Annotated in this window: 25 protein-coding genes; 7 read left to right on the top strand and 18 right to left on the bottom strand. The window is 67.2% G+C overall.

Features of this window, described 5'->3' with window-relative positions; all coding sequences use genetic code 11:
• Positions 1–30 precede the first annotated feature (30 nt).
• Complete coding sequence (locus tag MKI84_RS12540; RefSeq protein WP_241619899.1) at positions 31–396, bottom strand: phasin family protein; 366 nt, start codon at positions 394–396, stop codon at positions 31–33.
• A 302-nt stretch (positions 397–698) separates the two neighbouring features.
• Here MKI84_RS12540 and MKI84_RS12535 point away from each other — a divergent pair, with 302 nt between their 5' ends.
• A complete protein-coding gene (locus MKI84_RS12535) occupies positions 699–3,554 on the top strand; it encodes a PAS domain-containing sensor histidine kinase (RefSeq protein ID WP_241619897.1) in 2,856 nt (951 codons plus the stop codon).
• A gap of 5 nt (positions 3,555–3,559) precedes the next feature.
• Here MKI84_RS12535 and MKI84_RS12530 read toward each other — a convergent pair whose 3' ends face one another.
• Positions 3,560–5,359 (bottom strand): AsmA family protein, encoded by a 1,800-nt coding sequence (locus tag MKI84_RS12530; protein ID WP_241619895.1) that lies wholly within the window; start codon positions 5,357–5,359, stop codon positions 3,560–3,562.
• Between the two features lie 264 nt (positions 5,360–5,623).
• Between MKI84_RS12530 and MKI84_RS12525 the strand changes: the two genes are divergently transcribed.
• On the top strand, positions 5,624–7,591 hold the full coding sequence (locus MKI84_RS12525; protein WP_241619894.1) for an acetoacetate--CoA ligase: 1,968 nt from the start codon (positions 5,624–5,626) through the stop codon (positions 7,589–7,591).
• A gap of 9 nt (positions 7,592–7,600) precedes the next feature.
• Here the strand turns inward: MKI84_RS12525 and MKI84_RS12520 are convergent, their stop codons facing one another.
• From MKI84_RS12520 to coxB, 16 genes are all read right to left on the bottom strand, one after another.
• The gene (locus MKI84_RS12520) at positions 7,601–7,984 is read right to left on the bottom strand and encodes an Ig-like domain-containing protein (protein WP_241619892.1); all 384 of its coding nucleotides are present in this window, start codon (positions 7,982–7,984) and stop codon (positions 7,601–7,603) included.
• 107 nt (positions 7,985–8,091) lie between these two features.
• Positions 8,092–9,756, bottom strand: a complete 1,665-nt coding sequence (locus MKI84_RS12515) for an ABC transporter permease (RefSeq protein WP_241620160.1) — start codon at positions 9,754–9,756, stop codon at positions 8,092–8,094.
• 106 nt (positions 9,757–9,862) lie between these two features.
• Entirely contained in the window at positions 9,863–10,846 is a 984-nt protein-coding gene (locus tag MKI84_RS12510; protein ID WP_241620158.1) for a Fe(3+) ABC transporter substrate-binding protein, read from the bottom strand.
• 254 nt (positions 10,847–11,100) lie between these two features.
• Positions 11,101–11,577, bottom strand: coding sequence for a bacterioferritin (gene bfr, locus MKI84_RS12505; RefSeq protein WP_241619890.1), 477 nt, complete (start codon positions 11,575–11,577; stop codon positions 11,101–11,103).
• 142 nt (positions 11,578–11,719) lie between these two features.
• A complete protein-coding gene (locus tag MKI84_RS12500) occupies positions 11,720–11,956 on the bottom strand; it encodes a (2Fe-2S)-binding protein (RefSeq protein WP_241619888.1) in 237 nt (78 codons plus the stop codon).
• 159 nt (positions 11,957–12,115) lie between these two features.
• Entirely contained in the window at positions 12,116–12,778 is a 663-nt protein-coding gene (locus MKI84_RS12495) for a GNAT family N-acetyltransferase (protein ID WP_241619887.1), read from the bottom strand.
• A gap of 35 nt (positions 12,779–12,813) precedes the next feature.
• Positions 12,814–14,103 carry a M16 family metallopeptidase gene (locus MKI84_RS12490; protein WP_241619885.1) on the bottom strand — a complete coding sequence of 430 codons (1,290 nt, stop codon included), beginning with the start codon at positions 14,101–14,103 and terminating at the stop codon, positions 12,814–12,816.
• A complete protein-coding gene (gene thrC / locus MKI84_RS12485; protein WP_241619883.1) occupies positions 14,100–15,506 on the bottom strand; it encodes a threonine synthase in 1,407 nt (468 codons plus the stop codon). Before thrC ends, MKI84_RS12490 begins: the two co-directional genes overlap by 4 nt.
• A 140-nt stretch (positions 15,507–15,646) precedes the next feature.
• The gene (locus MKI84_RS12480; RefSeq protein WP_241619880.1) at positions 15,647–16,396 is read right to left on the bottom strand and encodes an SURF1 family protein; all 750 of its coding nucleotides are present in this window, start codon (positions 16,394–16,396) and stop codon (positions 15,647–15,649) included.
• Positions 16,393–16,779 carry a DUF983 domain-containing protein gene (locus tag MKI84_RS12475; RefSeq protein ID WP_241619878.1) on the bottom strand — a complete coding sequence of 129 codons (387 nt, stop codon included), beginning with the start codon at positions 16,777–16,779 and terminating at the stop codon, positions 16,393–16,395. Before MKI84_RS12475 ends, MKI84_RS12480 begins: the two co-directional genes overlap by 4 nt.
• Positions 16,780–16,933: 154 nt before the next feature.
• On the bottom strand, positions 16,934–17,770 hold the full coding sequence (locus MKI84_RS12470) for a cytochrome c oxidase subunit 3 (RefSeq protein WP_241619876.1): 837 nt from the start codon (positions 17,768–17,770) through the stop codon (positions 16,934–16,936).
• Between the two features lie 97 nt (positions 17,771–17,867).
• The gene (locus tag MKI84_RS12465; protein WP_425353839.1) at positions 17,868–18,518 is read right to left on the bottom strand and encodes a cytochrome c oxidase assembly protein; all 651 of its coding nucleotides are present in this window, start codon (positions 18,516–18,518) and stop codon (positions 17,868–17,870) included.
• Positions 18,519–18,571: 53 nt separating this feature from the next.
• Positions 18,572–18,754, bottom strand: coding sequence for a hypothetical protein (locus MKI84_RS12460; RefSeq protein WP_241619872.1), 183 nt, complete (start codon positions 18,752–18,754; stop codon positions 18,572–18,574).
• 25 nt (positions 18,755–18,779) lie between these two features.
• On the bottom strand, positions 18,780–19,736 hold the full coding sequence (locus MKI84_RS12455) for a heme o synthase (RefSeq protein ID WP_241619871.1): 957 nt from the start codon (positions 19,734–19,736) through the stop codon (positions 18,780–18,782).
• A 165-nt stretch (positions 19,737–19,901) separates the two neighbouring features.
• Positions 19,902–21,497: a cytochrome c oxidase subunit I gene (ctaD, locus tag MKI84_RS12450; RefSeq protein WP_241619869.1), complete on the bottom strand. Its 1,596-nt coding sequence runs from the start codon at positions 21,495–21,497 to the stop codon at positions 19,902–19,904.
• A 78-nt stretch (positions 21,498–21,575) separates the two neighbouring features.
• Positions 21,576–22,484 carry a cytochrome c oxidase subunit II gene (gene coxB, locus MKI84_RS12445; protein WP_342593633.1) on the bottom strand — a complete coding sequence of 303 codons (909 nt, stop codon included), beginning with the start codon at positions 22,482–22,484 and terminating at the stop codon, positions 21,576–21,578.
• Positions 22,485–22,797: 313 nt separating this feature from the next.
• Between coxB and MKI84_RS12440 the strand changes: the two genes are divergently transcribed.
• The 5 genes from MKI84_RS12440 (at position 22,798) to rpsT (ending at position 26,121) form a co-directional block, all read left to right on the top strand.
• Positions 22,798–23,313, top strand: coding sequence for an invasion associated locus B family protein (locus tag MKI84_RS12440; protein WP_241619867.1), 516 nt, complete (start codon positions 22,798–22,800; stop codon positions 23,311–23,313).
• A 10-nt stretch (positions 23,314–23,323) separates the two neighbouring features.
• Positions 23,324–23,947, top strand: a complete 624-nt coding sequence (locus MKI84_RS12435) for an HAD-IA family hydrolase (RefSeq protein WP_241619865.1) — start codon at positions 23,324–23,326, stop codon at positions 23,945–23,947.
• A gap of 33 nt (positions 23,948–23,980) precedes the next feature.
• Complete coding sequence (gene mutM, locus MKI84_RS12430) at positions 23,981–24,868, top strand: bifunctional DNA-formamidopyrimidine glycosylase/DNA-(apurinic or apyrimidinic site) lyase (RefSeq protein ID WP_241619863.1); 888 nt, start codon at positions 23,981–23,983, stop codon at positions 24,866–24,868.
• 32 nt (positions 24,869–24,900) lie between these two features.
• On the top strand, positions 24,901–25,674 hold the full coding sequence (locus MKI84_RS12425; RefSeq protein ID WP_241619861.1) for an enoyl-CoA hydratase: 774 nt from the start codon (positions 24,901–24,903) through the stop codon (positions 25,672–25,674).
• A gap of 180 nt (positions 25,675–25,854) precedes the next feature.
• Positions 25,855–26,121, top strand: coding sequence for a 30S ribosomal protein S20 (rpsT, locus tag MKI84_RS12420; protein WP_241619859.1), 267 nt, complete (start codon positions 25,855–25,857; stop codon positions 26,119–26,121).
• Positions 26,122–26,997: the final 876 nt, after the last annotated feature.

The following is a 26,997-nucleotide window of genomic DNA, read 5'->3' as shown; positions in this document are numbered from 1 at the left end:
CCACATTTTGCGCCGCACGCGATCTCGGCGTCAGAACTTGAGCCCGGGTGCGGAAATGCCGGCACGGCCGAGAACCTTGGCCTGCTCGGAAAGCCGATGAACCTGCTCCGTGACGAACTCGGCATGGAGCCGTGTCCACTCCTCCATCGTCTGCGCCTTGGCGAGGCGCGAGGCGAAATCGAAGCTGGCCGCGATGTTGGTCTCGGCGAAGCCAACGCTGGTGCGCCCGAGTTCGCGGGCATTGTCATGGGCAGCGTCCACCTGCCTTCCGGCATCGTCGAACGCCTTGTGCGCCGCGGCGATCAAGCCGTCCACCGCTGCGCGAGCCTGATCGACCCCCTGCTCGGCGACGCTCCGCAGCTCATGCGGAATTTCGAGCTTCGGATTATTGGCCATCCTGAACCTCCCGTTAAGTTATCTGCCCAATCTAACGGCGGTCGGCATATGTACCATTCGCGCTGATGCCTACGACTAAAGTATCATCTCGCCCCGGAAAGGCAACGCGGCCGCCGCATCGGCGGCGGTAGAATTTCCGTTAACCGGTATCAGTGGCCAGAAGTTAACCGGAACATGCGAAGCTGCGATGTCGCTGGCCTGCCGCCATGACAAGCACTGCCGGCGGGCATTATGATGCATTTCCTGCGGCTGCGGACCGCACAACAGGCCGGCATGTCGCCGGGGGGCAATTTCTGACGACCATGAGCATTCCCACCGACGGCCCCGCCTCTCCCGCCGCCTCTGGTGCGGACGAGGCCTTGCGCGCGCTGGCGGCCACGGCCCTTGCTGCCGCGGCGCCGACGCTGCTCATGCGTACCGACGGACAGCTCCTTGCCGCCAATCCGGCCGGCCGCGCGCTTCTTGGCGCGCGCGGGGCCGGTGACCTGGCGCCGATCCTCACCCGGCTCGCCCCGACGCTGCGGCCCGGCCGCGCGCCACGACTGGAGCGGCTGCGCCTGCCCGGCAGGCTGACGCCCACCACCTTCGCCTGCTCGCTGATCACGGTCGAGGGTGGCAAGGCGCTGCTGATGACCTCGCTCGAACTGGCGCCGCACCGGCTTGCGCCGGGCACCGAACCGCAGGTCCGCCCGGCGGAAGACATGCTCCCGGCCGCCGCAACGCCCTCCCCCTCCGCGCCGCGTCCCACGCCGGAGCCGCCGGCGCTTACCTTCTCCTTCCCATTGCGCTTCACCTGGCAGACCGGCGCCGATGCGCGGCTGAGCCATGTCGACCCGCGCCTTGCCAGCGCGCTCGGGCTGCCGGCGGAAAGCCTGCGCGGACGGGACTGGCTGGCGCTAGGCGCCGCCGTGGCCCATGAGGCGGTGCTCGCCGGGCGCAGCTTCAGCCATCTGCCGATCACCTTGACCGCCCCGCGCGGCGATGCGTTCGCGGTCGAACTCGGCGGCGCCCCGGCGCGAGACGAGGGCATGCGCGGCTTCGGCGTGGTGCGGCAGCGGCTCGACGCCGTAACGCCCGCCGCAGCGATGCCCGCGGCGACCGCCCCCGTCACCCCGCCCGTGACGGCGACGCCGGCCACCCTCCCGACGTCGGAAGCGGAACCGAAACCCGAGGCCTCACCGGCAGCGCTCACGCTCCGGCCCCCACCGCCTGAGGTCTCCCCTGCTCCCCCGGAGCCCGTGGCGCCCGAGACGCTGCCCGTGCCGGCAGCCCCGTCGGCCGAGCCTGCAGTGCGGGTCACTCTGTCCGTCGTTCCGGCCTCGCCAAATGTCGTGCCGCTGCGCTCCGCAGAGACCGCGCGCGGCGATGGTGCCCGCAGCTCCTGGGACGGGCTGTCGAATGGCGAGCGCAACGCGTTCCGTGAGATCGCCCGCGCGCTCGGCGCGCGGCTGGAGGGCGTGGACGACGAACTGCCCACCGATCCTGTCGCTGGCGAGCCGGGTGCGAACGACGCGGAACCGGCCGATTTCCTGCGCATGCAGGATCCTGAAACGCAGCTGCCCGCGTCCGCGCCGGAGGTCGAGCCCCTCCCTGTTGCAGAACCCGTCGGCGCCCCCCCCATGGTGGCCGAGCCTGAGCCTGAGCCGGCCCCGGCGCCCGAGCCCGAGGGTGTCCGCCGCGTCCTCGCGGAAGGCGAGCGCCCGGTGCTGGAGCGCCTGCCGCTCGGCGTCATCGCCACGCGCGGCGATCGGCTTCTATTCGCCAACCGCACCTTGCTGGACTGGACCGGGCATGCCGACATGGCCGAGCTGGAGGCCGCCGGCGGCCTCGTCACCCTGTTCGGCGCGCCGGTGCCGGCCGAGACGCCCGATGGCAGCGCGCTCGCCCTGCTCGATGCCGATGGCCGCTCTCTGCCGGTCGAAGCCCGCCTGATTTCCGCGCCGTGGGAAGGCGGCACCGCGCTCGTCTATCTGCTGCGCCGCCTCAACCCGGCTCAGGAAGAGCGGCTGCGTCAGGCCGAGCTCGCGCTGCGCGAAGCCGAATCCATCTCCCGCGAGCTGCGCGCCATTCTCGACACCGCCACCGACGGCGTGGTGCTGATCGACGCCGCCGGCACGGTCCTGTCGATGAACCGCCCGGCCGAGGCGCTGTTCGGCTTCGATGCGCAGGACGTGCAGGGCGAGAACTTCACCCTGCTGTTCGCACCCGAGAGCCAGCGCGCGGCGGTGGACTATCTGGACGGCCTCGCCTCCAACGGCGTCGCCAGCGTGCTCAATGACGGGCGCGAGGTCATCGGCCGGGTGCGCGAGGGCGGGCTGATCCCCCTGTTCATGACCGTCGGCCGGGTCGGCGACGATTCCTCGAAGTTCTGCGCCGTGCTGCGCGACATCACCCAGTGGAAGCGCGCGGAAGAGGAACTGACCGAGGCCAAGCGGCTGGCGGAGCGTGCCAATCTCGCCAAGTCCGACTTCCTCGCCAAGATCAGCCACGAGATCCGCACCCCGCTCAATGCCATCATTGGCTTCTCGGAAGTGATGATGGAGGAGCGCTTCGGCCCGATCGAGAACCAGCGCTACCGCGACTATCTGCGCGACATCCACGCCTCGGGCGGGCACCTCATCTCGCTGATCAACGACCTGCTGGATCTGTCCAAGATCGAAGCTGGCAAGCTCGACCTCGCCTTCACCAGCGTGGCGCTGAACGAGATCGTGCAGCAATCCATGGCGATCATGCAGCCGCAGGCCAACCGGGAGCGCATCATCATCCGCTCCTCGCTCGCCGCCGACCTGCCGCCAGTGGTGGCCGATGCGCGCTCGATCCGCCAGATCGTGCTGAACCTCGTGTCCAATTCGATCAAGTTCACCAAGCCCGGCGGGCAGGTCATCCTGTCCACCGCACTGACCGAGGGCAGCGAAGTGGTGCTGCGCGTGCGCGACACCGGGATCGGCATGTCGGAAGCCGATATCGCCGTGGCGATGGAGCCGTTCCGCCAGCTCGCCACCTCCGGCCGCGCCGGCTCCGGCGGCACCGGGCTCGGCCTGCCGCTGACCAAGGCTCTGGCCGAGGCCAACCGCGCCAACTTCCACATCCGCAGCGCGGTCGATGCCGGCACGCTGGTCGAGATCACCTTCCCCTCGACGCGCGTGCTGGCGGAATAGACGGCCTAAGGCAGCGGGGCGGCGACACCGAAGGTGTCGAGCTTGCCGCCGAACAGCGGCCGTGCCGCGCCGGAGCGGCGGATCAGCGCCTGCGGGTCCGGCAGCAGCACCGGGCGCTCCCATGAGCCGCGCACCATGAAGGGCAGGTCGAACGCCGCCGGTTCGGCCGCGCGCACCAGTTGCGCTGTGCCTTCGAGGTCGAGGTCGCGCCGCGCGAGGTCGGCGTCGCCGTTCAACTCGATCCGCAGCTTGGTGCTCTCGATGTTGAGGTGCTCGACATGGGCGATGCCCTCATGGATCTGCGCGCTGAAATCGATCGTGTCATAGGGCGTGCGCCCGCCCCGCAGGTCGCCCACACCGGAAAGCGGGCGCTGCTCCAGCCGTGAGAGGATGCGCGACACGTCGATGCCCGTCAGGGCACCCTGGGTGCCGGTGAGGCTGGCGCTGCCGCCGAGGCGGCCGACCAGTTCGGCGATGCTGGCGCCCGAGGCGCCGAGATTGATGCGGAACGAACCGGTCCCCTCCAGGCGCTGCGAGCGGAACAGGTCGCCCAGCGCCTGCGCCAGCGAGACGTCCTCACCGGCCAGTTCCACGCGGACATCGGTTCCCTGTTCCAGCGGGGCGATCTGCGCCGTGGCGCGGAAGGTGCCCTGCCACGCTTCGGAATCGCCAATGGCCAGCGTCAGCTTGCCCGCTTTCAGCACGGCGCTCGCGGCCAGCTTGTCGAGCCGCGTCGTGCCGGCATGAACCTGCGCGGCGGAGAAGCGCAGATCGACGTCGAGATCCTTGAGCCGATCGAGCTTGATCGTCTCCCGGCTCCAGGCCCCGCCGTCCGGCTCCGCCAGAACCGGCTGCCCATAGGGCGACAGGTCGACCGAGGCGCTTGCAAAGGAGCCTTGCAGCCCGGTACGCCCATTGCCGGAACGAAGTGTGAAGCCGCCTTCGCTGACATTGCCGTCGAGCTCGATGCGCGCCCCGCTCAGTGTCGCGCCCTGGGCGGTCAGCAGCGTGTGGGCGCTGAGTGCGAACGGGCCGAACCCCTGCTCGGTCGGCGTCTCCAGGTCCAGCCAGTCGAGCGTCGCGCGCAGCCCGCGCGACGAGCATTCGAGCGCACCCTCGATCACCGGGCTGCTGGCAAGCCGCATCGTGCCGCCAAAGGAGAGCTGCCCCGGCGGGCCCGACAGCTTCACCTGAAGCTCCCCGGCCACGTCTTCCGCCAGCGCGGCAAGGCCGGACAGGTTCAGTTCGACGTCCAGCGGCTCGTCGCGCCAGATCAGGTGGCCGCCGATCGACAGGCGGTCGCCGCCGCGCCAGCTCAGGTCGAGATCGGTGTCGCCGAGCACCTCGCGGGCCTCGCCGTCCACCATCCTCAGGATGCGGCCGTCATAGATGCTGACATCGGCCCGCAGCCGGCTGCGGCCGAGGCCATGCAGCAGCGCCGTCAGGGCGCCGAGTTCGTCCTCGCGGTCGGCCAGCGTCAGCACCGGCTCGTGCAGTTCAATATGGTCGGCCTTGGTCTGCCCGGTGAGCAGCGGCAGCAGATCGAGCACGATGCGCGCCTGCGACGTCTCAAGCGTGGCGACGGTCGGGTCGCCGACGGTCAGCCCGTCAATGGTCAGCGCAGGCCAGGGGAAGGCGGAAAAGCGCACCGGGCCCTCGATCCGGGCTTCATGCCCGGCCGCCGCGCTCAGCAGCACCTGCGCTTCGGCGCGCAGCCGGGCCTCGGAGGCAAGCTTCGGCGCGAGCGCCGCCGCCACCAGCGCGAGCAGGACCGGCAGGAGAAGGATCGGGGCCAGTTTCTTCATGCAACGTGTCGATAAAGCCTGTCGGTGTCCGCGTATAGCGCCACCTCTCCACAGGCGGCCCGATGCGAAGGCAATTCACCAGATTCCGCCGGGCGATGCCGAGGGACGGGGCACCCGCCGGGGCAGCCGGACGGTGCCGCAACATCCCCTCGCTCTGTGTCTGTTTGATGGCCTGACAGACGACCTGTCGGACGCTATGAATTTGCAGCCGATAATAATGCTCCCTGCTTCGGGAAGCCGGTGGGAAATGGGATGGAGACCCTGATGGACATCGCCAATGACGCGCCGCTCTGGACCCCCTCGCCCGAGCGGATCGCCCGGAGCGCGATCACCCGCTTCATCGCGACCGTCAATGGCCGCCACGGAACCGGACTGAAGAACTACCGCGACCTGCATGCCTGGTCGATCGCCCAGCCCGGAGCGTTCTGGGACGAAATCTGGGAACTCGGCGACGTGATCGGCGACAAGGGCGGGCACAGCCTCGTCGACGGCGAGCGGATGCCCGGCGCGCAGTTCTTTCCCGACGCCACGCTGAACTTCGCCGAAAACCTGCTGCGCCCGCGCGACCCGACCAGCATTGCGCTGGTGTTCCGCGGCGAGGACAAGGCGGAGCGCCACGTCGCCTTCAGTGAACTCTGCGTGCTTGTCTCGCGCCTGCAGCAGGCGCTGCGTGCCGCCGGTGTCGGCGTCGGCGACCGCGTGGCCGCCACCATGCCCAACATGCCCGAGACCATCGCCATCATGCTGGCGGCCACCTCGATCGGCGCGATCTTCTCCTCCTGCTCCCCGGATTTCGGCGAGCGCGGCATTCTCGACCGCTTCAGCCAGATCGAGCCGAAGGTGTATTTCGCCTGTGACGGCTACTGGTACGCCGGCAAGCGCGTCGCGATCGGCGACAAGCTGCGCACCGTGGCGCCGCATCTCACCAGCGTCCGGCACACCGTCATCGTTCCCTATCTCGGCGAGGCGGCGCAGGTCGCCTCCGGCATCGCCAATGGCGTGGCGCTGGACGATTTCCTAGCGCCCTATGCGCCGCAGGCCCTCACCTATGAACGCCTGCCATTCAACCATCCCGCCTACATACTGTTCTCCTCCGGCACCACGGGCGTGCCCAAATGCATCGTGCACGGCGCGGGCGGCACGCTGCTTCAGCACATCAAGGAGCACCGGCTGCATTGCGACCTCGCGGCGGGCGACCGGCTGTTCTATTTCACCACCTGCGGCTGGATGATGTGGAACTGGCTGGTCTCCGGCCTCGCCAGCGGGCTCACGCTCTGCCTGTTCGACGGCTCGCCGTTCTCCCCGACGCCCGACGTGCTGTTCGACTTCGCGGAGAAAGAGCGCTTCGCCCTGCTCGGCACCTCGGCCAAATATATCGACTCGCTGCGCAAGGAAGGCGTGAAGCCCGGCGAGACGCACGACCTATCCTCGCTGAAGGCGCTGACCTCCACCGGCTCGCCGCTGGCACCGGCGGACTTCGCCTATGTCTATGAGGCGATCAAGTCCGACCTGCACCTCGCCTCGATTTCCGGCGGCACCGATATCGTGTCCTGCTTCGTGCTCGGCGACCCTACGGCGCCGGTGTACAAGGGCGAGATCCAGGCGCCCGGCCTCGGCATGGCGGTCGAGGTCTGGTCGGACGAGGGCAAGCCGGTCACCGGCGAGCGCGGCGAGCTGGTGTGCACCAAGCCCTTCCCCTGCATGCCGGTGATGTTCTGGAACGACCCCGAGGGCGCCAAGTACCGGGCCGCCTATTTCGAGCGCTTCCCGAATATCTGGTGCCATGGCGATTTCGCCGAGACCACGATCCATGGCGGGCTCATCATCCATGGCCGCTCCGACGCCACGCTGAATCCGCAGGGCGTGCGCATCGGCACGGCCGAGATCTACGCCCAGGCCGAGCAGGTGCCGGAGATCATCGAGAGCATCGCCATCGGCCAGGACTGGGACAATGACGTGCGCGTCGTGCTGTTCGTCCGGCTGCGCGAGGGCGTGACGCTCGACGCCGACCTCGAAAAGCGCATCCGCACCCAGATCCGCACCGGCGCCAGCCCGCGCCATGTGCCGGCGAAGATCGTCGCGGTCGCCGACATCCCGCGCACGCGCTCGGGCAAGATCACCGAACTCGCGGTGCGCGACGTGGTGCATGGCCGTCCGGTGAAGAACACCGAGGCGCTGGCCAATCCCGAGGCGCTGGCGTTCTATCGCGACCTGCCGGAACTGGCGACGTGAGCGGCGGCGTTATTTCACGCTGACGGTGATGCAGCCGGAAAGCACCGTGCCCGGAACCTTGGGCGTGGTGTTCCGGGTGCAGAAGCGGTCCTTGCCCTTGAAGCCGGCATTCGGCGTGTAGACAAGGCCGCTGCCGGTGACGGCGACCTTGCCGGACTTTGGCGGGGTCGTGACAGCCACGCTGTTCGCCGGAATGCGTGCCCCGGTCTGGTCGTTGATGACATTGGTGAAGCCGATGCGGCACGTCTTGTCCGCCGTGGTCATCTCGAACATGCCGGCCCCCTTGCCGCTGCCCCAGCCGCGTCCATTGCTGCCGGTGCAGGCGGCGTGGGCCGCGGTGGAGGCGAACAGGGTGACGGCGGCGCAGACAGCGAAACGGGTGGCAAGGTGCATTCCATGATCTCCCGATTTGTCTCGATCCCGTGATTATGGCGCCCGATCGGCATTACGCAACGTCCACCGCCCGCTGATGTGCCGCTGATGTGCCGCTGACGTGCCGCTCAGTCCGCCTGCGGACGGGAGAGCCGCGCCAGCAGGATCACCGGGGCAAGGCCGACCAGCACGATCAGCAGGGCGGCCAGCGCGCCGTCCTCGTAGGTACCGCGCGCGGCCTCGCCATAGACATGGCTCGCCAGCGTCTCGAAATTCAGCGGGCGAAGCATCAGCGTCGCCGGCAGTTCCTTCATGCAATCGACGAACACCAGCAGCGCGGCCGCCCCCAGCGCCGGCCGCAGCAGCGGCAGGTGAATGCGGCGGATCACCCCGCCCGGCGTCTGGCCGAGACTGCGGGCCGCCATGTCCATGCTGGTGCCGATCCGGCCATAGCCCGCCTCCAGCCCGCCAACCGGAATGGCGAGGAAGCGGATGACATAGGCGATGATCAGCGCCGCGCCGGAGCCGGAGATGAGGAGGCCGGTCGAGAAGCCGAAGACTTGCTTGCTCATGTCCGACACCGCGTTGTCGAACGCGGCGAGCGGCACCAGCAGCCCGACCGCCAGCACCGTGCCCGGCACGGCATAGCCCAGGCTCGACAGCCGCAGCGCCACTGACGACAGCGCCCCGCTGCGCGACGCCACCGCCAGCAGCAGCCCGCAGGCCAGCGCGATGCCGGTGCCGACCGCCGCGAACAGCGCGGTGTTCATCGCCTCGATCAGCACGGTTTCCGGCAGGCCGTGGAACATGAAGCGGCGCCACGCGCTGTGGAGCAGGTGGCCGGCCGGCAGCAGGAAGCCGAGCGTGACCGGCACGAGGCAGGACAGGAAGGCCAGCGCCCCCTGCCCCGCACTCAGCGTCCGGCGCACCGGAGGCCGCGCCCGCCCCCCCACATTGGCGACGGTGAGCCGGCGCCGGCCCCAGCGCTCCAGCGCCACCAGCCCAAGCATCAGCAAGAGCATGAACAGCGCGATCTGCGCTGCGCCCGGCAGGCTGGAGCGGTTCAGCCAGGTCGAATAGATCGAGAGCGTCAGCGTCTGGACGCCGAGGAATTCCGAGGCGCCCACATCGTTGATGGTCTCCATCAGCGCCAGTGTCACGCCGACCGCGATCGCCGGCCGTGCCAGCGGCAGCGCGATGCGCAGGAAAGTCTCCCAGGCGCCGAGCCCCAGCGTGCGCGCGGCATCGATGGCGGAAGCGGTCTGCACCAGAAAGGCGGCGCGGGCGGAGAGATAGACGTAAGGGTAGAGCACGAAGCCGAGCAGCACGATGCAACCGCCCAGCGAGCGCACCTCCGGCAGCCAGAGATCGCGGGGGCTCTTCATGCCGAACAGCGTGCGGATCGCGGTCGGGATCGGGCCGAGCGGGTGCACCGCGTCGACATAGACGAAGGCCTGGATGTAGGTCGGGATCGCGAGCGGCAGCAGCAGCAGCCATTCGAAGGCGCTGCGGCCGGGAAAGCGGCAGGTCGCGATCAGCCAGGCCGTGCCGGTCCCGACGCAACCGGCGATGACGCCGACGCCGAGCACCAGCAGCACGGTGTCCTTGAGGGCGACAGGGAGCACATTGGCGATCAGATGCGGCCACAGGTCGCCCGAGCCCCGCGCCGCGGTCCAGACCAGCGCCAGCAGCGGCAGCAGCACCAGCAGGACAATGGCAGCCGAGCCCCAGCGCAGGACGCGACGGGCATCGATGCCTTTCCTTGCTTGTGCCTGCAGCGGCAGGGTCGTCATTGGCACGCCACCATCCATGTCGTCGAAAGCACGACATCCCGAACCGGACGGCGCCGGCTCGGGATGCGATCGTCTCTATGCCGGACCATCGCCCGGCAGGGTATTGTCAGTTGTCGAAGCCCACCTTGTCGGCGAGGTCGGCGGCCGTCTTGCGGGCCGCGGCGAGCTTGACGAGATCGACATCGTCGACCTTTAGCGTGCCGAAAGAGGCGACGATCGGATCGACCGGCGCGCCGGGCACCACCGGGTACTCGAAATTGGCCTTGGCGTAGATTTCCTGCGCTTCAGGAGAGACGAGATATTCCAGCAGCTTGACGGCGTTGTCCTTGTTCGGGGCGTTCTTGGCCACGGCGGCGCCGGAGATGTTCACGTGGGTGCCGCCATTGTCGAAGGTCGGCAGCACGACGTTGATCGCCTCGGCCCACTTCTCCTGTTCGGGGCCGCCCTTGCCGGAACGCATCAGGCCAACATAGTAGGTGTTGGCGAGGCCGAGATCGCAGAGGTCGCCGAGGATGTCGCGCGCCACGTCGCGGTCGCCGCCGGCCGCCTTGCGGGCGAGGTTCGCCTTCACGCCCTTCAGCCACTCTTCCGCCTTGGCCTCGCCGTGATGGACGATGTAGGCCGCGATGAGAGCGACGTTATAGGGGTGCTTGCCCGAGCGGATGCAGACCTCGCCCTTCCACTTGGGATCGGCGAAATCCTCGTAGGTGATCGCGGTGAGGTCCTTCACGCGATCCTTGGAAACATAGGCGGCGCGGGCGCGGGCGGAGAGTGCGAACCACTCGCCATTGGCCCCGCGCAGATTGGCGGGGATGGCCTTGGCCAGGGTCTCGGAATTCACCGGCTGGACGACGCCCTGATCCACGAGGTCGAGCAGATTGCCGACATCCACGGTCATCAGCACGTCGGCGGGCGACGAAGCGCCCTCAGCCTTCACGCGCTCGGGCAGGCCGTCCTTCACGAAGACGCTGTTGACCTTGATGCCCGTCTTCTCGCTGAAGCTGTCGAACAGCGGCTTGGCGAGGCCGGGCTCGCGCGTGGTGTAGATATTCACCACCTCTTCCGCCTGCGCATGGACGGGCGCCAACATCGCCGCGGCGGCGAGAATCCCGCCAAATGCCGTGTGGCGCAGCAACGCGCCCGAGAACCGAAGTGCCATGCCTGTCTCCTCCAACCGTCCAAACTGAACCGATATCGAGGGTGGCGGTAATGGAGGCATTCCGTTCGGTCAATAAAAAGTAGTGTGATCTCAATAGCTTAGATTTATTCTAAATTTAAGGAAGCCCAATGAAAAAGGCCGACCCCGGAGGATCGGCCTTGTCGTAGAAAGGCTTGTCGTTGATCTCAGTCGAGATCGCCGATGTGATGCTGCGCGTAGAGCTGGAGGCCGAGCTTGCTGATAAGGTCGAGCTGGGTCTCAAGGAAGTCGATGTGGCCTTCCTCGTCCGCCATCAGTTCCTTGAACAGGTCGCGGCTGGGATAGTCCTTCACCTCGTCGCAATAGGACGCGGCTTCCTGGTAAAGCGCGCGGGCCTCGACCTCGGCGGCGAGGTCGCACTCGATCACTTCCTTCACGTCCTGGCCGATGCGCAGCGGGTCGAGCACCTGCAGATTGGGGAAGCCGTCGAGAAACAGGACACGGTCGATGAAGCGGTCCGCGTGCTGCATTTCCTCGATCGACTCCGCGCGCCACTTGGCGGCGAGCTTCTTGTAGCCCCAGTTGTCCAGCATGCGATAATGCAGCCAGTACTGGTTGATCGCCGTCAGCTCCGAACGGACGCCACGGTTGAGATACTCAATGACCTTGGGATCGCCCTTCATGGTCGCGACCTCTCCTGTTTGAATGCGCCGGTCATTGTTTAGAATAATTCCAAGAATCGCGCAAGGCAGCCGAAAGCCCCGCGCGCAAGATTCTCGACGCGGCACATTCCTCGAGCCGAGGATCGCGCAGAAGAGCGGAGGATTATTCGGCCGGCATGGCGTGGGAGGAGGCCGGGCATTCCAGCGGGCAGGCGCCGCAGCCCGACGTCGCCATCACATCATCGATCAGCTTGCGGATGGTGCGCGCGCAGCGCCCGCATTGCGGGCTGCATCCCAAACAGCGATAGACCTGCCCGGCCGTCCGGCACGGAGTCTCGGGAGTCGCTACGGCGTCGCGGACCTGACGATCCGACAGCACATTACACGAACACACAATCATCGCGAGGCGCTACCAAGTGATGCACTCATTAGAATAATTCTAAAGAGCCTTTTTCACTTAACTTCTCGCGCTATTCCCCGAGCACGTCAATCGGCAAAACCTGATCTGTCGATCAGTTGAACGCATCGACATTAGATTTTGATGTAGTTTTTATAAGTTCTAGACTTGGCCGCCGGCGCGCAGTGCGTTTTCGTCAAGAAGCACCGGACTTGCCGTTTCCACCCGTACAGGCCGCGCGATCACCGGATCGGTGCCGAGCCGCGCGAACAGCAGGTGGTCCTGCCACACGCCGTTGATGCACAGATATTCCCGCGCCCGCCCCTCGCGCTGGAAGCCGACGCGTTCCAGCAGGCGGATCGAGGGCACGTTGCCCGGCAGGCAGGCCGCCTCGATGCGGCGCAGGCCGAGGGTGCCGTGCGCATAGGGAAGCAGCGCGGTGACGGCGGCGCTCATGTAGCCCTTGCCGGCATAGGGCTCGCCCATCCAGTAGCCAAGGCTCGCGGTCTGCGTCACGCCGCGCCGGACATTTGAGAGCGACAGTCCGCCGAGCAGTACCCGGTCCGCGCTGCGGAACACGAGGAATGGATAGGCGCTATCCTCCCGCACATCGCGGGTATAGCGCCGCATGCGCCGGCGGAAAGCGCCGCGCGTCAGGTCGTGAACCGGCCAGAGCGGCTCCCATGGCGCGAGGAAATGGCGGCTTTCCTCGCGCAGTCCGGCCCACGCCTTGTAGTCCGACATCTGCGGCAGGCGCAGGAAAACCCCCTGCCCTTCGACCAGCGAAGGCGGCTCCTGCCAGGAAACGGTGCGGAACAGGGCCATGGACGAGGTCGCAGGTTCAGCCTTGCGCGGTGAAATCAGGCGTTCTTCCGGTTGAGACGTTCCGCGATGCGCGCCGCGGATTCAAGCGATTTTCCAGGCCCAAGCGCGGTAAAGGTCGGCCGGCCGCCGGCCAGCAGCGCGCGGCCGGCCGCTTTCGCGTCCTCCAGCGTCACCGCCTCGACCTTGGCGACGATCTCCTCCAGCGGGATGGGCCGGCCGAAGGCCAGCATCTGCCGGGCGAGTTGGTCGGCCCGCGCGCCGGAACTTTCAAGCGCCGCCAGCAGCCCGACCTTGGCCTGCGCCTTGGAGCGGGCAAGCTCGACCTCGCTCATCGCGTTCACGGTTTCCTCGATCTGGTCGATCACCACGTCGACCAGTTCGCCGACATCCCCGGCATCGGTGCCGGCATAGACGCCGAACAGGCCGGTATCGCCATAGCCCCAGTGGAAGGAATAGACCGAGTAACAGAGCCCGCGTGCCTCGCGCACTTCCTGAAACAGGCGCGAGGACATGCCCCCGCCCAGCACATTGGTGAACACCTGAAGCGCATGGATGCCGGGATCGCGATAGGAGCGCCCTTCCAGCCCGATGAGCAGATGCGCCTGCTCGAGCTCGCGCCCGCCGCCGATCTCGACGCCGCCCTCATAGCGGCCGGGCGCCGGGGCGGGCTTGTCGCCGGCCGGCAGCGCGCCGAGCCGCGCGGTCGCCTCCGCCACCACCGCCTCATGCTCCACGGCACCCGCAGCGGCGACGATCATGCGCGGGGCGCGGTAATTGCGATCGAGATAGGTGCCCAGCTGCGCCGCCTCGAAGGAGCGCACGCTTTCCGGCGTGCCGAGAATCGAGCGGCCGATCGGCTGGCCGGGAAAGGCGCGCTCCTGGAACAGGTCGAACACCAGATCGTCCGGCGTATCGAGCGCGGCGCCGATCTCCTGCACGATCACATTGTGCTCGCGCGCGAGTTCCTCGGGGTCGAAGGCCGGTTCGGTGAGGATGTCGGCCAGCACGTCCAGCGCCAGCGGCATATCCTCTCCGAGCACGCGGGCATTGTAGGAGGTGTGCTCGACGCTGGTCGCGGCGTTGATGTCGCCGCCCACCGCCTCGATCTCCTCGGCGATCGCCCGGGCGCTGCGCCGCCGCGTGCCCTTGAACGCCATATGTTCCAGCAGATGCGAGATGCCGTGCTCGCCCTCCTGCTCGTCGCGCGAGCCGGCGCCGGCCCAGATGCCGAGCGAGGCGGTCGCCAGATGCGGCATGGCATCGGTGATCACCGTCACGCCGTTGTCGAGGGTGGTGATGCGGGGCCGCGGCTTGGTCTCGCTCATGCCGATGCTCCCGCGCGTGCATGCGCCGTGATGTAGGCCTCGATGGCCGCGATGTGGTTGGGCAGGGTCGGGGTGCGCTCCTCGCGGCCCAGCAAGTCCGCCAGATGGGCGGGCAGCGCTGGGCGCACGCCGCTGGCGCGCTCCACCGCATCGGGGAACTTCGCCGGATGGGCGGTGGACAGCACCACCTGCGGCACGCGCGGATCATGCGTCACCCGCTCGGCGACCGACACCGCGACCGCCGTGTGCGGGTCCATGAGATAGCCGCAGTCCTTGTACACCCGCGCGATAGTCGCCAGCGTCTCGTCTTCATCGGTGCGGCCGGCGTCGAAATCGGCGCGGATGGCGGCCATCGCCTCATTGCTCGGCGCGAAGGCTCCGGACTGCGCCAGCGTCGCCATCAGCCCGCGCAGCGCGCCGGCATCGCGGTCCAGCGCCTCGAACAGCACGCGCTCGAAATTCGAGGACAGCTGAATGTCCATCGAGGGCGAGAAGGATGGCTCCACCCCCGTTACCTCGTAACGGCCGGTCTCCAGCGTGCGCACGAGGATGTCGTTGAGGTTGGTGGCGATGGTGAGCTTGGCGATCGGCAGGCCCATGCGCTTGGCGACATAGCCGGCGAGGATGTCGCCGAAATTCCCCGTGGGCACCACGAAGGATACCGGGCGGTGCGGGCTGCCCAGCGCCGCGCCGGCCACGAAATAATACACCACCTGCGCCACGATGCGCGCCCAGTTGATCGAGTTCACCCCGGCCAGCGCCAGCCGGTCGCGGAAGGCGTGATGGTTGAACATCGCCTTCACATGCGCCTGGCAGTCGTCGAACGTGCCCTTGATCGCGATGGCGTGGACATTGGCGTCCGGCACCGTGGTCATCTGCCGGCGCTGCACCTCGGAGACCCGGCCTTCCGGGTAGAGGATGAACACGTCGGTACGCTCGCGCCCGCGAAACGCCTCGATCGCCGCGCTGCCGGTATCGCCCGAGGTCGCGCCAACGATGGTGGCGCGGCGGTCGCGGGCGATCAGCACATGGTCCATCATGCGGCCGAGCAACTGCATCGCCACATCCTTGAAGGCGAGCGTCGGGCCGTGAAACAGCTCCAGCACGAAGCGGTTCGGCGCGATCTGCACCAGCGGCGTGGTGGCGTCATGCCGGAAGCTGGCATAGGCCTCCTCCAGCATCGGCTTCAGCACCTCCGCGGGAAACGCCTCGTCGAGGAAGGGCGCGATCACCCGGCCGGCGATGTCGGCATAGGAATGCCCGGGCAGCCGCGCGATCTCCGCCGGGCTCAGCGCAGGAAACGCCTCGGGCCAGTACAGGCCGCCGTCGCGCGCCAGTCCCGCCAGCAGGGCGTCGGAAAAGGCGAGCACCGGCGCTTCGCCGCGGGTGGAAACATAGCGCACGGGCGCCTCCATCAGGGGCCATCGTGCCGGCGGGCAGTCAGGCATCGGGTCATGGAAACGGGAAGCCGAAATTCCCTTCCGAAAATCGCCGGCAACCTAGTGGCCAAGCCGTGACGAAGCAATGGATTAAACCGCGCGACTCAGTTGCGTCGGCGCAGCCGCCCGATCGCAAAGGCGACGAACACACCCGCCAGCGTCGCCGCGAGGCCGAACCAGGTCAGCGCATATTCCAGGTGCCGGTTCGGGAAGGTGATCCGCGTCCTCCCGCCGAGCGGCCAGCCGCCGGGATTGGGCGCCCCGTCTGCGTCGATGAAGAAGGGCGCGACGCGCAGCAGCTCCTTGGCATGGGCAATCGCCATGGGATCGCGCACGAACCACTGGCCCTTGGCCGGATCATTGCCCGGCTGGAACATGCCGGGCTCTTCCGGCAGCCGCAGCAGGCCGCTCACCGTCACCACCCCGTCCACCTGCCCCGCGCTCCGGGTCGCGGGATCGCGAAATGCGGGCGAGACGAAGCCGCGATTGACCAGAATCACCGCGCCATCGGCCAGTTCGAGCGGCGTCACCACCCAATAGCCCGGCCCGCCCGGCGCACCGTTCACCCCCTCGTCGATCAGGGCGTAGATCTGAACCTCGCGGTCATGGAGGAAGCGGCCGGTGGCACGGACATGGCGGTATTCGTCACGCCCGAAATCGACGCTGGCCCACGCCGCCTCGTCGGGCGCCGGCTCGGCCGGGGCATGGATGCGCGCCTCGACCTTGGCGATGAGGTCCTGCTTCCAGGCGAGCCGCTCAAGCTGCCAGACACCGAGACCGAGCAGGATGCACAGGCAGATCCCCGTGACGATGCCCGGCCACAGCAGCGTGCGCGCTGGTGCCGCGACCTTCACGCATCACCCTTGTCGAGCCGCCCCTGCTCCGCCTTGCGCGTATATTGCAGGGCGATCAGCGTCGCCTTCAGCGGGCGCAGCAGGCCGAGCGTGGAGATCAGCACCAGCGGCGTCCAGAGCAGGGCATGGACCCAGAAGGGCGGCGCCCAGCTCAGTTCCACCCACAGAGCGAGCCCCACCACCAGCGAGCCCGCCAGAAGGATGATGAACACCACCGGTCCGTCGCCGGAATCGTCGAAGCTGTAATCGAGCCCGCATTTGTCGCAGGACGGCGCGACGGTCAGGAAGCCCTTGAACAAGGCGCCCCGCCCGCAGCGCGGGCAGCGGCAGGTCAGGCCCGCGGCATAGGGTGACACGCCGGTGTGGAATGGCTGGAGATCCATGCGCAGAGCGCTCCTTGTTGGGCGCGCGCGGGCGGGAAAGAACCTGCCCGCGCCATGATCGACGGCAGATGCGGAAGCCGTAACCCTATACCATGTCGCAAAACGCAACGGGGCGGCAAAGCCGCCCCGTCCGTCGAACTACTGAGCCGTGGGGCTAATGCGCCGCGGTGCCGCCGCCCCAGACATAGATGAAGACGAACAGGAACAGCCACACCACGTCGACGAAGTGCCAGTACCAGGCCGCCGCCTCGAAGCCGAAATGATGGCTCGGGGTGAAATGGCCGGCATAGAGACGGCCGAGGCACACGGCGAGGAAGATGGTGCCGACGATCACATGGAAACCGTGGAAGCCGGTCGCCATGAAGAAGGTCGCGCCGTAGATGTTGCCCGAGAAATCGAAGGTCGCGTGGCTGTACTCGTAGGCCTGCAGCATGGAGAACAGCACGCCGAGACCGACCGTGCTCCACAGGCCCCATTTGGCGCCCTGGCGGTCGCCATGCACCAGCGCATGGTGCGCCCAGGTGAGCGTCGTGCCGGAGGTGAGCAGGATCAGCGTGTTCAGCAGCGGCAGGTGCCAGGGATCGAAGGTCTCGATGCCCTTGGGCGGCCAGTGGCCGCCGGTCACATCCGCACGCATGAAGTTGATTTCCTCGCCGGAGAACAGCGAGGCGTCGAAGAACGCCCAGAACCACGCCACGAAGAACATCACCTCGGAGGCGATGAACAGGATCATGCCGTAGCGCAGGTGAAGCTGCACCACCTCGGTGTGGTACTTCTGGTGCTCGCCCTCGCGGATGACGTCGCGCCACCAGACGATCATCGTGTAGATGACGCCGAGCAGGCCGACGATGAACACCAGCGAGGTGAGCTGGCCATGCATCCAGAACACGGCGCCGACCGCCATGACGAATGCGAAAATCGAAATGACGAACGGCCACGGGCTCGGGTCGACGAGGTGGTAGTCGTGATGCTTGGCGTGGGCCTCGGCCATGGGTCGCGCTCTCCGTTCAGTCCATTCTCTAGCGGGCCGTTCCCGCGGCCGCAATGTGTCGTTCCGTCTCGCGGCCCGTTTCGCCGCAAGCGCCGTGTTACAGCGGCGCCCTGGCGTCCGCCGGTGCCGCCTGCACCGCCGTCTCCGCCTTTCCGGCCGCCAGCGGCGCGGGTTTGGCGAAGAAGGTGTAGGACAGCGTGATGGTCTTGAGCCCGTCGAGGTCCTTGTCGTCCGCCAGCGCGGGATCGACGAAGAACACGACCGGCATGTCCAGCACATCGCCGGGCTGCAGAGTCTGATCGGTAAAGCAGAAGCACTGCATCTTCGCGAAGTGATAGCCTGCCAGCGCCGGCGCGACATTATACGTCGCGCTCGCCGTCACCGTCTCCTTGCCGCGATTCTCCACGCGGTAATAGGCCAGCTTGGTCTCGCCGAGCTTCACCGTCACCGAGCGCTGCTCGGGGGCGAACGCCCAGGGCAGGCCCGGCGCCACATTGGCATCGAAACGGATCTCGACCTCGCGATCCAGCGTCTGGTTCGGGGCGCTGGCAGCGACCTTGGTCGCTCCGCCGAAGCCGGTGACCTGGCAAAACATCTGGTAGAGCGGCACGGCGGCATAGGCGGCGCCGACCATGGCCAGCACGAACACGCCGCACGAGGCGGCGACGACGCGGTGGCGGCGGTTGCTCGCGCGGGGCGACGCGGCGCTCCTGGACACCGACGCGTCGGGCGCGGAACCGTCCGGCATCGAGGCCGGCGGCACGGCTTCGCGGTCTGCGCTCATATCCTCGCCCCTCCCGCTCACAATGGCCGGACCAGCACGGCCGGCCCGAGCTTCACGATGGTGACGGCATAGAACAGCACGCACAGGGCGGCGAGCACCAGCGCGATGGCGATGGAGCGCGCGCGGCGGCGCTTGCGCTGTTCCTCGGTGAGCACGATGCCCTCGATCGGCGGCTTTTTGCGCTTGTCTTTATCGGTCATGGTGATCCTCCCTGCCGTCATGCGCTCACAGCCCGAGCCATGCCGGCGCCCGTAGCGCCTCGACCAGCAGAACGGCGAACAGCAGGAACAGGTACAGGATCGAGAAGGCGAACAGACGGCGGGCAGCCGCTTCGGCTGGCGCGCCCTCGCGTACGCGGTAGACACGCACCGCCAGCGACAGCATGATCGCCCCGCTGATGCCCGACACCACGCCATAGCCGAGCCCCGCCATGCCCAGGAACCAGGGCGACATGGCGAGCGGCACCAGAATCAGCGTGTAGAGCAGGATCTGGCGGCGGGTCTCGGACGGGCCGGCGACCACGGGAAGCATGGGCACGCCCGCGCGCTGGTAGTCGCCGGACTTGTACAGCGCCAGCGCCCAGAAATGCGGGGGCGTCCAGAAGAAGATGATGAGGAAGAGCAGCACGCTCTCCAGCCCGATGCCGCCGGACGCCGCCGCCCAGCCTACCATGGGCGGGAACGCGCCGGCCGCGCCGCCGATCACGATGTTCTGCGGGGTCCAGCGCTTAAGCCACATCGTATAGATGACGGCGTAGAAGAAGATGGTGAAGGCCAGAAGCGCCGCCGAGAGTTCGTTCACCAGCAGGCCGAGCACCAGCACCGAGCCCACCGAGAGGGTGAGGCCGAAGGCCAGCGCCTCGCCCGGCGTCACCCGCCCGGCCGGGATCGGCCGCTTGCGGGTGCGGCTCATCACGGCGTCGATATCGGCGTCCCACCACATGTTCAGCGCGCCCGAGGCACCGGCACCGATGGCGATGCACAGCAGGGCGGTGAAGCCGATCAGCGGGTGGACGTCGGCCGGCGCGCGCACGATACCCACCAGCGCGGTGAAGATCACGAGCGACATCACCCGCGGCTTCAGCAGCGCGATGAAATCGGACACCGACGCATGGGACAGCACGTCGGCCGGGCGCGCCTCGGCCTCGGCAATGTCATATTCGCGCGAAGCGACGTCGCTCATTCAACTTTACTCCGGCGGCACCTGCGGTGGCCTTCGACAGGCTGGACCGCGCCTTTGACGGCGGGCTTTCCGCAGCGCCTCTACCTGTTCCGTCATGCCGGCGCGGAAGCGGCCGCGCCGGGTACGTGTCCGTGGCGCGCCGGGCACTGCCGGCGCACTCCACCCTCACTTGATACGCGGCAGCGTCTCGAAGTGGTGATAGGGCGGGGGAGACGGCAGCGTCCACTCCAGCGTGGTCGCGCCTTCGCCCCAGGGATTGGCACCGGCCGGCACCTTGGCGGCGAACATGCGCCACACGCCGAACAGGAACACCAGCACCGCGAAGCCCGAGATGTAGGAGCCGATCGAGGAGACGAAGTTCCAGCCGGCGAAGGCGTCCGGATAGTCCGCATAGCGGCGCGGCATGCCGGCGAGGCCGAGGAAGTGCTGCGGGAAGAACACCAGGTTCACGCCGACGAAGGTCAGCCAGAAGTGCACCTTGGCGATGCCCTCGCTGTACATGTAGCCGAACATCTTCGGCGCCCAGTAGTACCAGCCGGCGAAGATGGCGAACACGGCGCCAAGCGACAGCACGTAGTGGAAGTGGGCCACCACGTAATAAGTGTCGTGCAGCGAGCGGTCGATGCCGGCATTGGAGAGCACCACGCCGGTGACGCCGCCGACGGTGAACAGGAAGATGAACCCGATCGACCACAGCATCGGCACCCGGAACGAGATCGAGCCGCCCCACATGGTCGCGATCCAGGAGAAGATCTTCACGCCCGTGGGAATGGCGATGATCATCGTCGCGGCCACGAAATAGGCCTGGGTCGAGGACGACAGGCCGACCGTGTACATATGGTGCGCCCACACCACGAAGCCGACCACGCCGATCGCGACCATCGCATAGGCCATGCCGAGATAGCCGAAGATCGGCTTCTTCGAGAAGGTCGACACGATATGCGAGACGATGCCGAAGCCGGGCAGGATCAGGATGTACACTTCCGGGTGGCCGAAGAACCAGAACAGGTGCTGGAACAGGATCGGGTCACCGCCGCCATCGGGGGCGAAGAAGGTGGTGCCGAAATTGCGGTCCGTCAGCAACATGGTGATGGCGCCCGCCAGAACCGGCAGGGACAGCAGCAGCAGGAAGGCCGTGACGAGCTGCGACCAGGCGAACAGCGGCATCTTGTGCAGGGTCATGCCCGGCGCGCGCATGTTCAGGATGGTGGTGATCAGGTTGATCGCGCCGAGGATCGAGGAAGCGCCGGCGATGTGCAGCGAGAGAATCAGCAGGTCCATCGCCGGGCCGGGGTGGCCGAGCTTGGAGGAGAGCGGCGGATAGATGGTCCAGCCGCCGCCAAAGCCGTTGGAGCCGGGCGCGCCTTCGACGAACAGCGAGAGAAGGGCCAGCGCGAAGGCCGGCGGCAGCAGCCAGAACGCCACGTTGTTGATGCGCGGGAAGGCGGTATCCGGCGCGCCGATCATCAGCGGGATGAAATAGTTGCCGTAGCCGCCGATCATGGCGGGCATCACCATGAAGAAGATCATGATGAGGCCGTGGCCGGTGGTGAACACGTTGAAGGTCTGCGGATCGGAGAAGATCTGCATCCCCGGCTCCTGCAACTCCATGCGGATGCCGATGGACAAGGCGCCGCCCACGATCCCCGCGACAATCGCGAAGATCAGGTACATCACGCCGATGTCCTTGTTGTTGGTCGAGTAGACCCAACGCTTCCAACCCGTCGGATCGCCCGCATGACCGGCTGCATATGTGGCCATAGAACCGTCCCTCATTCGCGTGCTTTCACACGCTTTCTATACTTTCAAATCGAACTTGCGCAGACAGGCGCCCCGGCATCAACGCGCCGGAGCGGCCTCCGGCGCCGGCATGTCGTTCAGCGCATAGGTCGCGGGCGCGGCAGCGCCCGCGAACTTCTGCTTCGCCTCGGCGAGCCAGGCGGCATAGGCCTCTTCCGTCACCACACGGATGGCGAGCGGCATGAAGGCATGGTCCTTGCCGCAGAGCTCGGAGCACTGGCCGTAGAAGATGCCTTCCTTGGTCGACTTGAACCAGCTCTCGTTCAGGCGGCCCGGAATGGCGTCGATCTTCACGCCGAAAGACGGCACGGCGAAGGAATGGATCACGTCCGCCGCGGTGACCTGGATGCGCACGATCTTGTTGACCGGCACGACGACCTCGTTGTCCACGGCGAGCAGTCGCGGCTGGCCGGGCTTCAGTTCGTCGGTCGGCACCATCATGCTGTCGAAGCTGAAGGCGCCGTCATCGGGATATTCATAGGACCAGTACCACTGGTGACCGGTGACCTTGATGGTCAGGTCCGCCTCGGGCACGTCGAGCTGCAGGAACAGCAGCCGGAAGGACGGAATCGCGATCGCGACCAGAATCAGCACCGGCACCACCGTCCACACCACCTCGATGAGCGTGTGGTGGGTGGTGCGCGAGGGAACCGGATTGGCCTTTTCGTTGAACTTCAGCGCCACCACGATAAGCAGCACCAGAACCAGCAGAACCACCGCAATGATGATGGCCAGCAGGAACTCGTGGAACGAATGGATGCTCTCCATTACCGGTGTCGCCGCCGCCTGGAGATTGATCTCCCACGGCGAAGGCTGGCCCGTTCCGGCAAAGGCCGAACCCATGCCGACGAGGAACAGGCCAAGGCCGGCGATCATCCCCCCAAACAGACCAGCGCCGGTGCGCTTGGCATTCCTGATCCACGAGTTCATCGCGATCGTCACTCCCATCAACTCCCCTGCCACGTGGTCGCGGCAATGCAGGACCGCCTGTCGAACAGGTGGCATTTGACATTCATCAAACACAAAACGGACACCCGAGCAACGAGACAACGCCGCTCTTGTCTGCGACATGACGTCGGGTGCCTGGAACCGTTCCATCTTCCAACCGGCCCCCTCCGCCGCATTCTTGACATCGCGCTGATGCGTTGTACCCCCTTGCCGCTCAGAGGGGGCGGTACGGCGAACGGGGCGATTCGCCTTGCCTATCGCGCCTGATTCTTGTGAAGTCCGTTCGTAATTCGTTTAGTTGGGAGACCAGCCCATGCCCGGGTTTCCGGCCCTGCGCTCCGCCATCGCGGCCGCCGTCGTCTTTGCCGCCCTCACCATCGCGGCGGGAGGCGCCATGGCCCAGGGCGTGGTGAAGTCGGTGCATGGCGAGTGGCAGATCCGCTGCGACACGCCGCCCGGCGCCCAGTCCGAGCAGTGCGTGCTGCTGCAGAGCGTGCAGGCCGATGATCGGCCCAATGTCGGCCTCACCGTCATCATCCTGAAGACCGCCGACCAGCAGAGCCGCCTGCTGCGCGTTCTCGCCCCGCTCGGCGTGCTGCTGCCCTCCGGCCTCGGGCTGAAGATCGACAATGCCGATGTCGGCCGCGCCGGCTTCGTGCGCTGCGTGCCCAATGGCTGCGTCGCCGAGGTGGTGATGGACGACAAGCTGGTGGAGCAGCTCCGCAACGGCACCAACGCCACCTTCATCGTCTTCCAGACCCCGGAAGAGGGAATCGGCATACCGCTCAGCCTGAAAGGCTTCGGTGAAGGCTTCGCGGCGCTGCCCTGAGTCAGACGCCGTGGCGAACTCCCCTTCCCCGATCCGCCTCGTCATCTTCGACATGGACGACGTGCTGCTGCACTACGACGTGCAGGCGCGCCAGTCCGCCATCGCGCGCATGGCGGGCATCGAGCCCGAAGAGGTCGCCCGTCGCATCTGGGACAGCGGGATCGAGGATGCCGCCGATGCCGGCCGGCTATCCGCGCAGGCCTATCTCGACGCGGTGGCCGCCACGCTCGGCATTCCATTCGGCGAGGATGACTGGCTGCGCACGCGCGGGCTGGCGATGACGCTGACGCCGGACACCATCGGCCTTGCCGCAGAGGTCGCGCGGCGCACGCCGGTGGCGCTGCTGACCAATAACGGCCACCTGATGAAGACGCATTTCGACACGCTGGTGCCGGAGTTGCGCGCCGTATTCGGCCCGAACATGCATGTCGCCGCCGAGTTCGGGACCAAGAAGCCGGACCCGGCGATCTTTCGCCGCCTGGCCGCGCTCTACGGCGCCGCGCCGGAACAGGCGGTGATGATCGACGACAAGGAAGCCAATACCGCCGGCGCCCTCGACGCCGGGCTGCTGGCCCACCGCTTCCGCGCCGCAGGCGAACTCGACGCGTATCTGCGGGCGCACTCTCTTATATAGAGGGCAGCGCTCACCCACGGACAGGACGCCTGCATGCCCGAACTTCCCGAGGTCGAGACCGTGCGCCGGGGCCTCGCGCCGGTGATGGAGGGGCGCCTCATCATGCAGGCGCTGGCGCGGCGGCCCGATCTGCGCTGGCCGCTCCCCGAGCGCTTCGCCGAGCGTCTCTCCGGCCGGCGCGTCGAGAGCCTGGGGCGGCGGGCCAAATATCTTCTGGCCGACCTTTCCCCTGTGGACGACGTGTCGGAGGGCGGCGAGGTGCTGGTCATGCATCTGGGCATGTCCGGTTCGTTCCGCATCGAGATGCCCGAGGTGGACGTCGTGACACCCGGCGCCTTCGCCCTGCCGCGCTCGACGCTGGAGACGCATGACCACGTCGTGCTCGACATCGAGGGTGGCGCCCGCGTGGTCTATAACGACCCCCGGCGGTTCGGTGCCATGCTGCTGGTGCCGCGCGGGGAGATCGAGGCGCATCCGCTGTTCCGCGACATCGGGCCGGAGCCGCTGGGCAACGCCTTCGACGCCGGACGCCTCATCGCGGCCAGCGCGCGGCGCGCCTCCTCGCTGAAAGCCACGCTGCTCGACCAGAAGGTCGTCGCCGGGCTCGGCAACATCTATGTCTGCGAGGCGCTGCACCGCGCGGGGCTCGCGCCGGAGCGCCCGGCCTCGACGCTCACGGACGCGGAAGCGGAACGGCTGGTGGAGGCGATCCGTCTGATCCTCAACGAGGCGATCCTTGCCGGGGGCTCGACGCTGCGCGACCATGCTCAGGTCGACGGCACGCTCGGCTATTTCCAGCACCGGTTCCGCGCCTATGACCGCGAGGGCGAGCTGTGCACCACACCGGGCTGCGGGGGCCGGATCGCGCGGCTTGTGCAGAATGCCCGCTCCACCTTTTATTGTGCCGCCTGCCAGCGATAGGCGGCAGTCCAACATGGGGAGACGCGCCCGCCATGGCGTATGACACCATCATCGTCGAGACCAATGGACGCGTCGGCGTCATCACGCTCAACCGCCCCAAGGCGCTGAACGCGCTCAACGGCGCGTTGATCGCGGAACTGAACCTGGCGCTGGACGGCTTCGAGGCCGATGCCGGAATCGGCTGCATAGTCCTCACCGGCTCGGAGCGCGCCTTCGCGGCGGGCGCCGACATCAAGGAGATGCAGGCCCTCGCCTTCCCGGCGACCTATGTGGAGGACTTCATCACCAGCTGGGAGCGGCTCTCGCGCTGCCGCAAGCCGGTGGTGGCGGCGGTGGCGGGCTATGCGCTGGGCGGAGGCTGCGAGATCGCGATGATGTGCGACATCATCCTCGCCGCCGACAATGCGCGCTTCGGCCAGCCGGAAATCCAGCTCGGCATCATGCCCGGCGCCGGCGGCTCCCAGCGCCTCACCCGCGCCATCGGCAAGGCCAAAGCGATGGAGATGTGCCTGACCGGCCGCAACCTCACCGCCGAGGAGGCCGACCGCTGCGGCCTCGTCTCCCGCGTGGTGCCGCTCGCCGAGCTGATGAGCGAGGCGATGAAGGTCGCGGCCCGCATCGCCGACCTGTCGCTCCCGGCCGTGATCATGACCAAGGAGAGCGTCAACCGGGCCTTCGAGACCACGCTCGCCGAGGGGATTCGATTCGAGCGGCGCCTGTTCCAGGCCCTGTTCGCCACCGCCGATCAGAAGGAAGGCATGGCTGCCTTCAGCGAAAAGCGCGCGGCATCGTTTAGAAATTCTTAGGAACAGCCCGCGAGGCCCTCATCGCGCAGGCGTCGCATATTGACGGAAGGGCGGGCGCCGACTATAAGCCGCCCACTCACGCGGGGCGTCCCCTGGTCGGCCCCGTATCACCTGTGTCACAGACATTCCCGGCAATGGAGAGGCTAGCCCTCGCCCTTGCGACGATGAAGAGGACGGCCGATGGCCAATACGCCCTCCGCCAAAAAGGCAGCCCGCAAGATCGCGCGCCGCACGGAGATCAACAAGGACCGCCGCTCGCGGATGCGGACCTTTGTGCGCAAGGTCGAGGAAGCCATCGCTTCCGGCGACAGCGCCGCTGCCGGCGTCGCGTTCAAGGCTGCCGAGCCGGAAATCATGCGCGCTGCCCAGAAGGGCGTGCTCCACAAGAGCACCGCGTCGCGCAAGGTGTCCCGTCTCGCTCAGCGGCTCGCCAAGCTCAGCGCCTGATCGCGGCCCGTTATCGGGACGCAATCACAAGTAGAATGCAAGGCCCGGCTTAACGCCGGGCTTTTTGCGTTTGCCGCTCCCGGCACCCGCGCGACCGCCGGCCGGAACAGGCCTCCCTTCCCTTGGGTCGCAGCCACGGCCGGGCCGCGCAAAGGGCGTTGCATAACTGTCACATGACACCCGGTTCCCCCGAAGTGTCGCGACGGTCCGGCAAATGCCTACTTGACTCAAAAGCGACCCCGAAGCAGGGCGAAAGCACGGTCACAACCGGCAGAATTCGACACGCGCCGCGCAGAAATTACCCTTTAATAACATGCGCTTATGGGACAGGTGATCAAAGCGGTGGAGAATCGGCTCTCGCCTCCCCCGTCAAGGTGACACTGCGGAAAAAATAGCCCTCATGGCGCGCCCTTTTGCAGGCTCGTGATTCTCGCAAGGGAGTCAGAGATTTGCCGGCCAAGGTTCGTGTCGGGAGCGGCCGATTCGCCGCCTCGGACCGCCTCGCGCAGGGCCGCAATGCGCCAAGAGCGTTGCGCCGGGCGGGGCCGCTGTGTATGTTCTCTTCATCCGATCCGTCGGGCACCTCAGCGAAAAGTTGAGTTCAAAAACTACTCATTCTGGAGTGGGAGGGGATTTCTGTGCACTTCTTGTATCCGCCCCCACTTCTTGGAACGCGCCGCTTGAGGAACTACATCGGCATGACGTTGCAATCGACGTTATACCGGTGACGTGTTCTTCCTGCGTTCTCTTGTAGTTGTAATTTATAAAAATGAGATCTTCTACAGGGACGGCAAGCATCTTGCCGCGAAGGGGCAACTATGATCAATGGCTCGGGCGCGCAGCCGGATGCGCGCACAGGATGTGTCGGTTTCGCAC

The sequence above is a fragment of the Ancylobacter gelatini genome (assembly GCF_022601675.1).
Classification (GTDB): Bacteria; Pseudomonadota; Alphaproteobacteria; order Rhizobiales; family Xanthobacteraceae; genus Ancylobacter; species Ancylobacter gelatini.
Note: the sequence above shows the minus strand (reverse complement) of the source record. Positions and strands in the feature narration are given on the sequence as shown.

What these genes read in the sequence shown, in the direction of transcription:
- ctaD (WP_241619869.1), bottom strand. Translation starts at nt 21,497, where the DNA reads ATGGCCACATATGCAGCCGGTCATGCGGGCGATCCGACGGGTTGGAAG.
- mutM (WP_241619863.1), top strand. Translation starts at nt 23,981, where the DNA reads ATGCCCGAACTTCCCGAGGTCGAGACCGTGCGCCGGGGCCTCGCGCCG.
- MKI84_RS12440 (WP_241619867.1), top strand. Translation starts at nt 22,798, where the DNA reads ATGCCCGGGTTTCCGGCCCTGCGCTCCGCCATCGCGGCCGCCGTCGTC.
- MKI84_RS12530 (WP_241619895.1), bottom strand. Translation starts at nt 5,359, where the DNA reads ATGAAGAAACTGGCCCCGATCCTTCTCCTGCCGGTCCTGCTCGCGCTG.
- MKI84_RS12500 (WP_241619888.1), bottom strand. Translation starts at nt 11,956, where the DNA reads ATGATTGTGTGTTCGTGTAATGTGCTGTCGGATCGTCAGGTCCGCGAC.
- MKI84_RS12425 (WP_241619861.1), top strand. Translation starts at nt 24,901, where the DNA reads ATGGCGTATGACACCATCATCGTCGAGACCAATGGACGCGTCGGCGTC.
- coxB (WP_342593633.1), bottom strand. Translation starts at nt 22,484, where the DNA reads ATGGGAGTGACGATCGCGATGAACTCGTGGATCAGGAATGCCAAGCGC.
- MKI84_RS12470 (WP_241619876.1), bottom strand. Translation starts at nt 17,770, where the DNA reads ATGGCCGAGGCCCACGCCAAGCATCACGACTACCACCTCGTCGACCCG.
- MKI84_RS12495 (WP_241619887.1), bottom strand. Translation starts at nt 12,778, where the DNA reads ATGGCCCTGTTCCGCACCGTTTCCTGGCAGGAGCCGCCTTCGCTGGTC.
- MKI84_RS12515 (WP_241620160.1), bottom strand. Translation starts at nt 9,756, where the DNA reads ATGACGACCCTGCCGCTGCAGGCACAAGCAAGGAAAGGCATCGATGCC.
- MKI84_RS12490 (WP_241619885.1), bottom strand. Translation starts at nt 14,103, where the DNA reads ATGAGCGAGACCAAGCCGCGGCCCCGCATCACCACCCTCGACAACGGC.
- bfr (WP_241619890.1), bottom strand. Translation starts at nt 11,577, where the DNA reads ATGAAGGGCGATCCCAAGGTCATTGAGTATCTCAACCGTGGCGTCCGT.
- MKI84_RS12535 (WP_241619897.1), top strand. Translation starts at nt 699, where the DNA reads ATGAGCATTCCCACCGACGGCCCCGCCTCTCCCGCCGCCTCTGGTGCG.
- MKI84_RS12475 (WP_241619878.1), bottom strand. Translation starts at nt 16,779, where the DNA reads ATGGATCTCCAGCCATTCCACACCGGCGTGTCACCCTATGCCGCGGGC.
- MKI84_RS12465 (WP_425353839.1), bottom strand. Translation starts at nt 18,518, where the DNA reads ATGCCGGACGGTTCCGCGCCCGACGCGTCGGTGTCCAGGAGCGCCGCG.
- rpsT (WP_241619859.1), top strand. Translation starts at nt 25,855, where the DNA reads ATGGCCAATACGCCCTCCGCCAAAAAGGCAGCCCGCAAGATCGCGCGC.
- MKI84_RS12455 (WP_241619871.1), bottom strand. Translation starts at nt 19,736, where the DNA reads ATGAGCGACGTCGCTTCGCGCGAATATGACATTGCCGAGGCCGAGGCG.
- MKI84_RS12525 (WP_241619894.1), top strand. Translation starts at nt 5,624, where the DNA reads ATGGACATCGCCAATGACGCGCCGCTCTGGACCCCCTCGCCCGAGCGG.
- MKI84_RS12520 (WP_241619892.1), bottom strand. Translation starts at nt 7,984, where the DNA reads ATGCACCTTGCCACCCGTTTCGCTGTCTGCGCCGCCGTCACCCTGTTC.
- MKI84_RS12460 (WP_241619872.1), bottom strand. Translation starts at nt 18,754, where the DNA reads ATGACCGATAAAGACAAGCGCAAAAAGCCGCCGATCGAGGGCATCGTG.
- MKI84_RS12510 (WP_241620158.1), bottom strand. Translation starts at nt 10,846, where the DNA reads ATGTTGGCGCCCGTCCATGCGCAGGCGGAAGAGGTGGTGAATATCTAC.
- MKI84_RS12540 (WP_241619899.1), bottom strand. Translation starts at nt 396, where the DNA reads ATGGCCAATAATCCGAAGCTCGAAATTCCGCATGAGCTGCGGAGCGTC.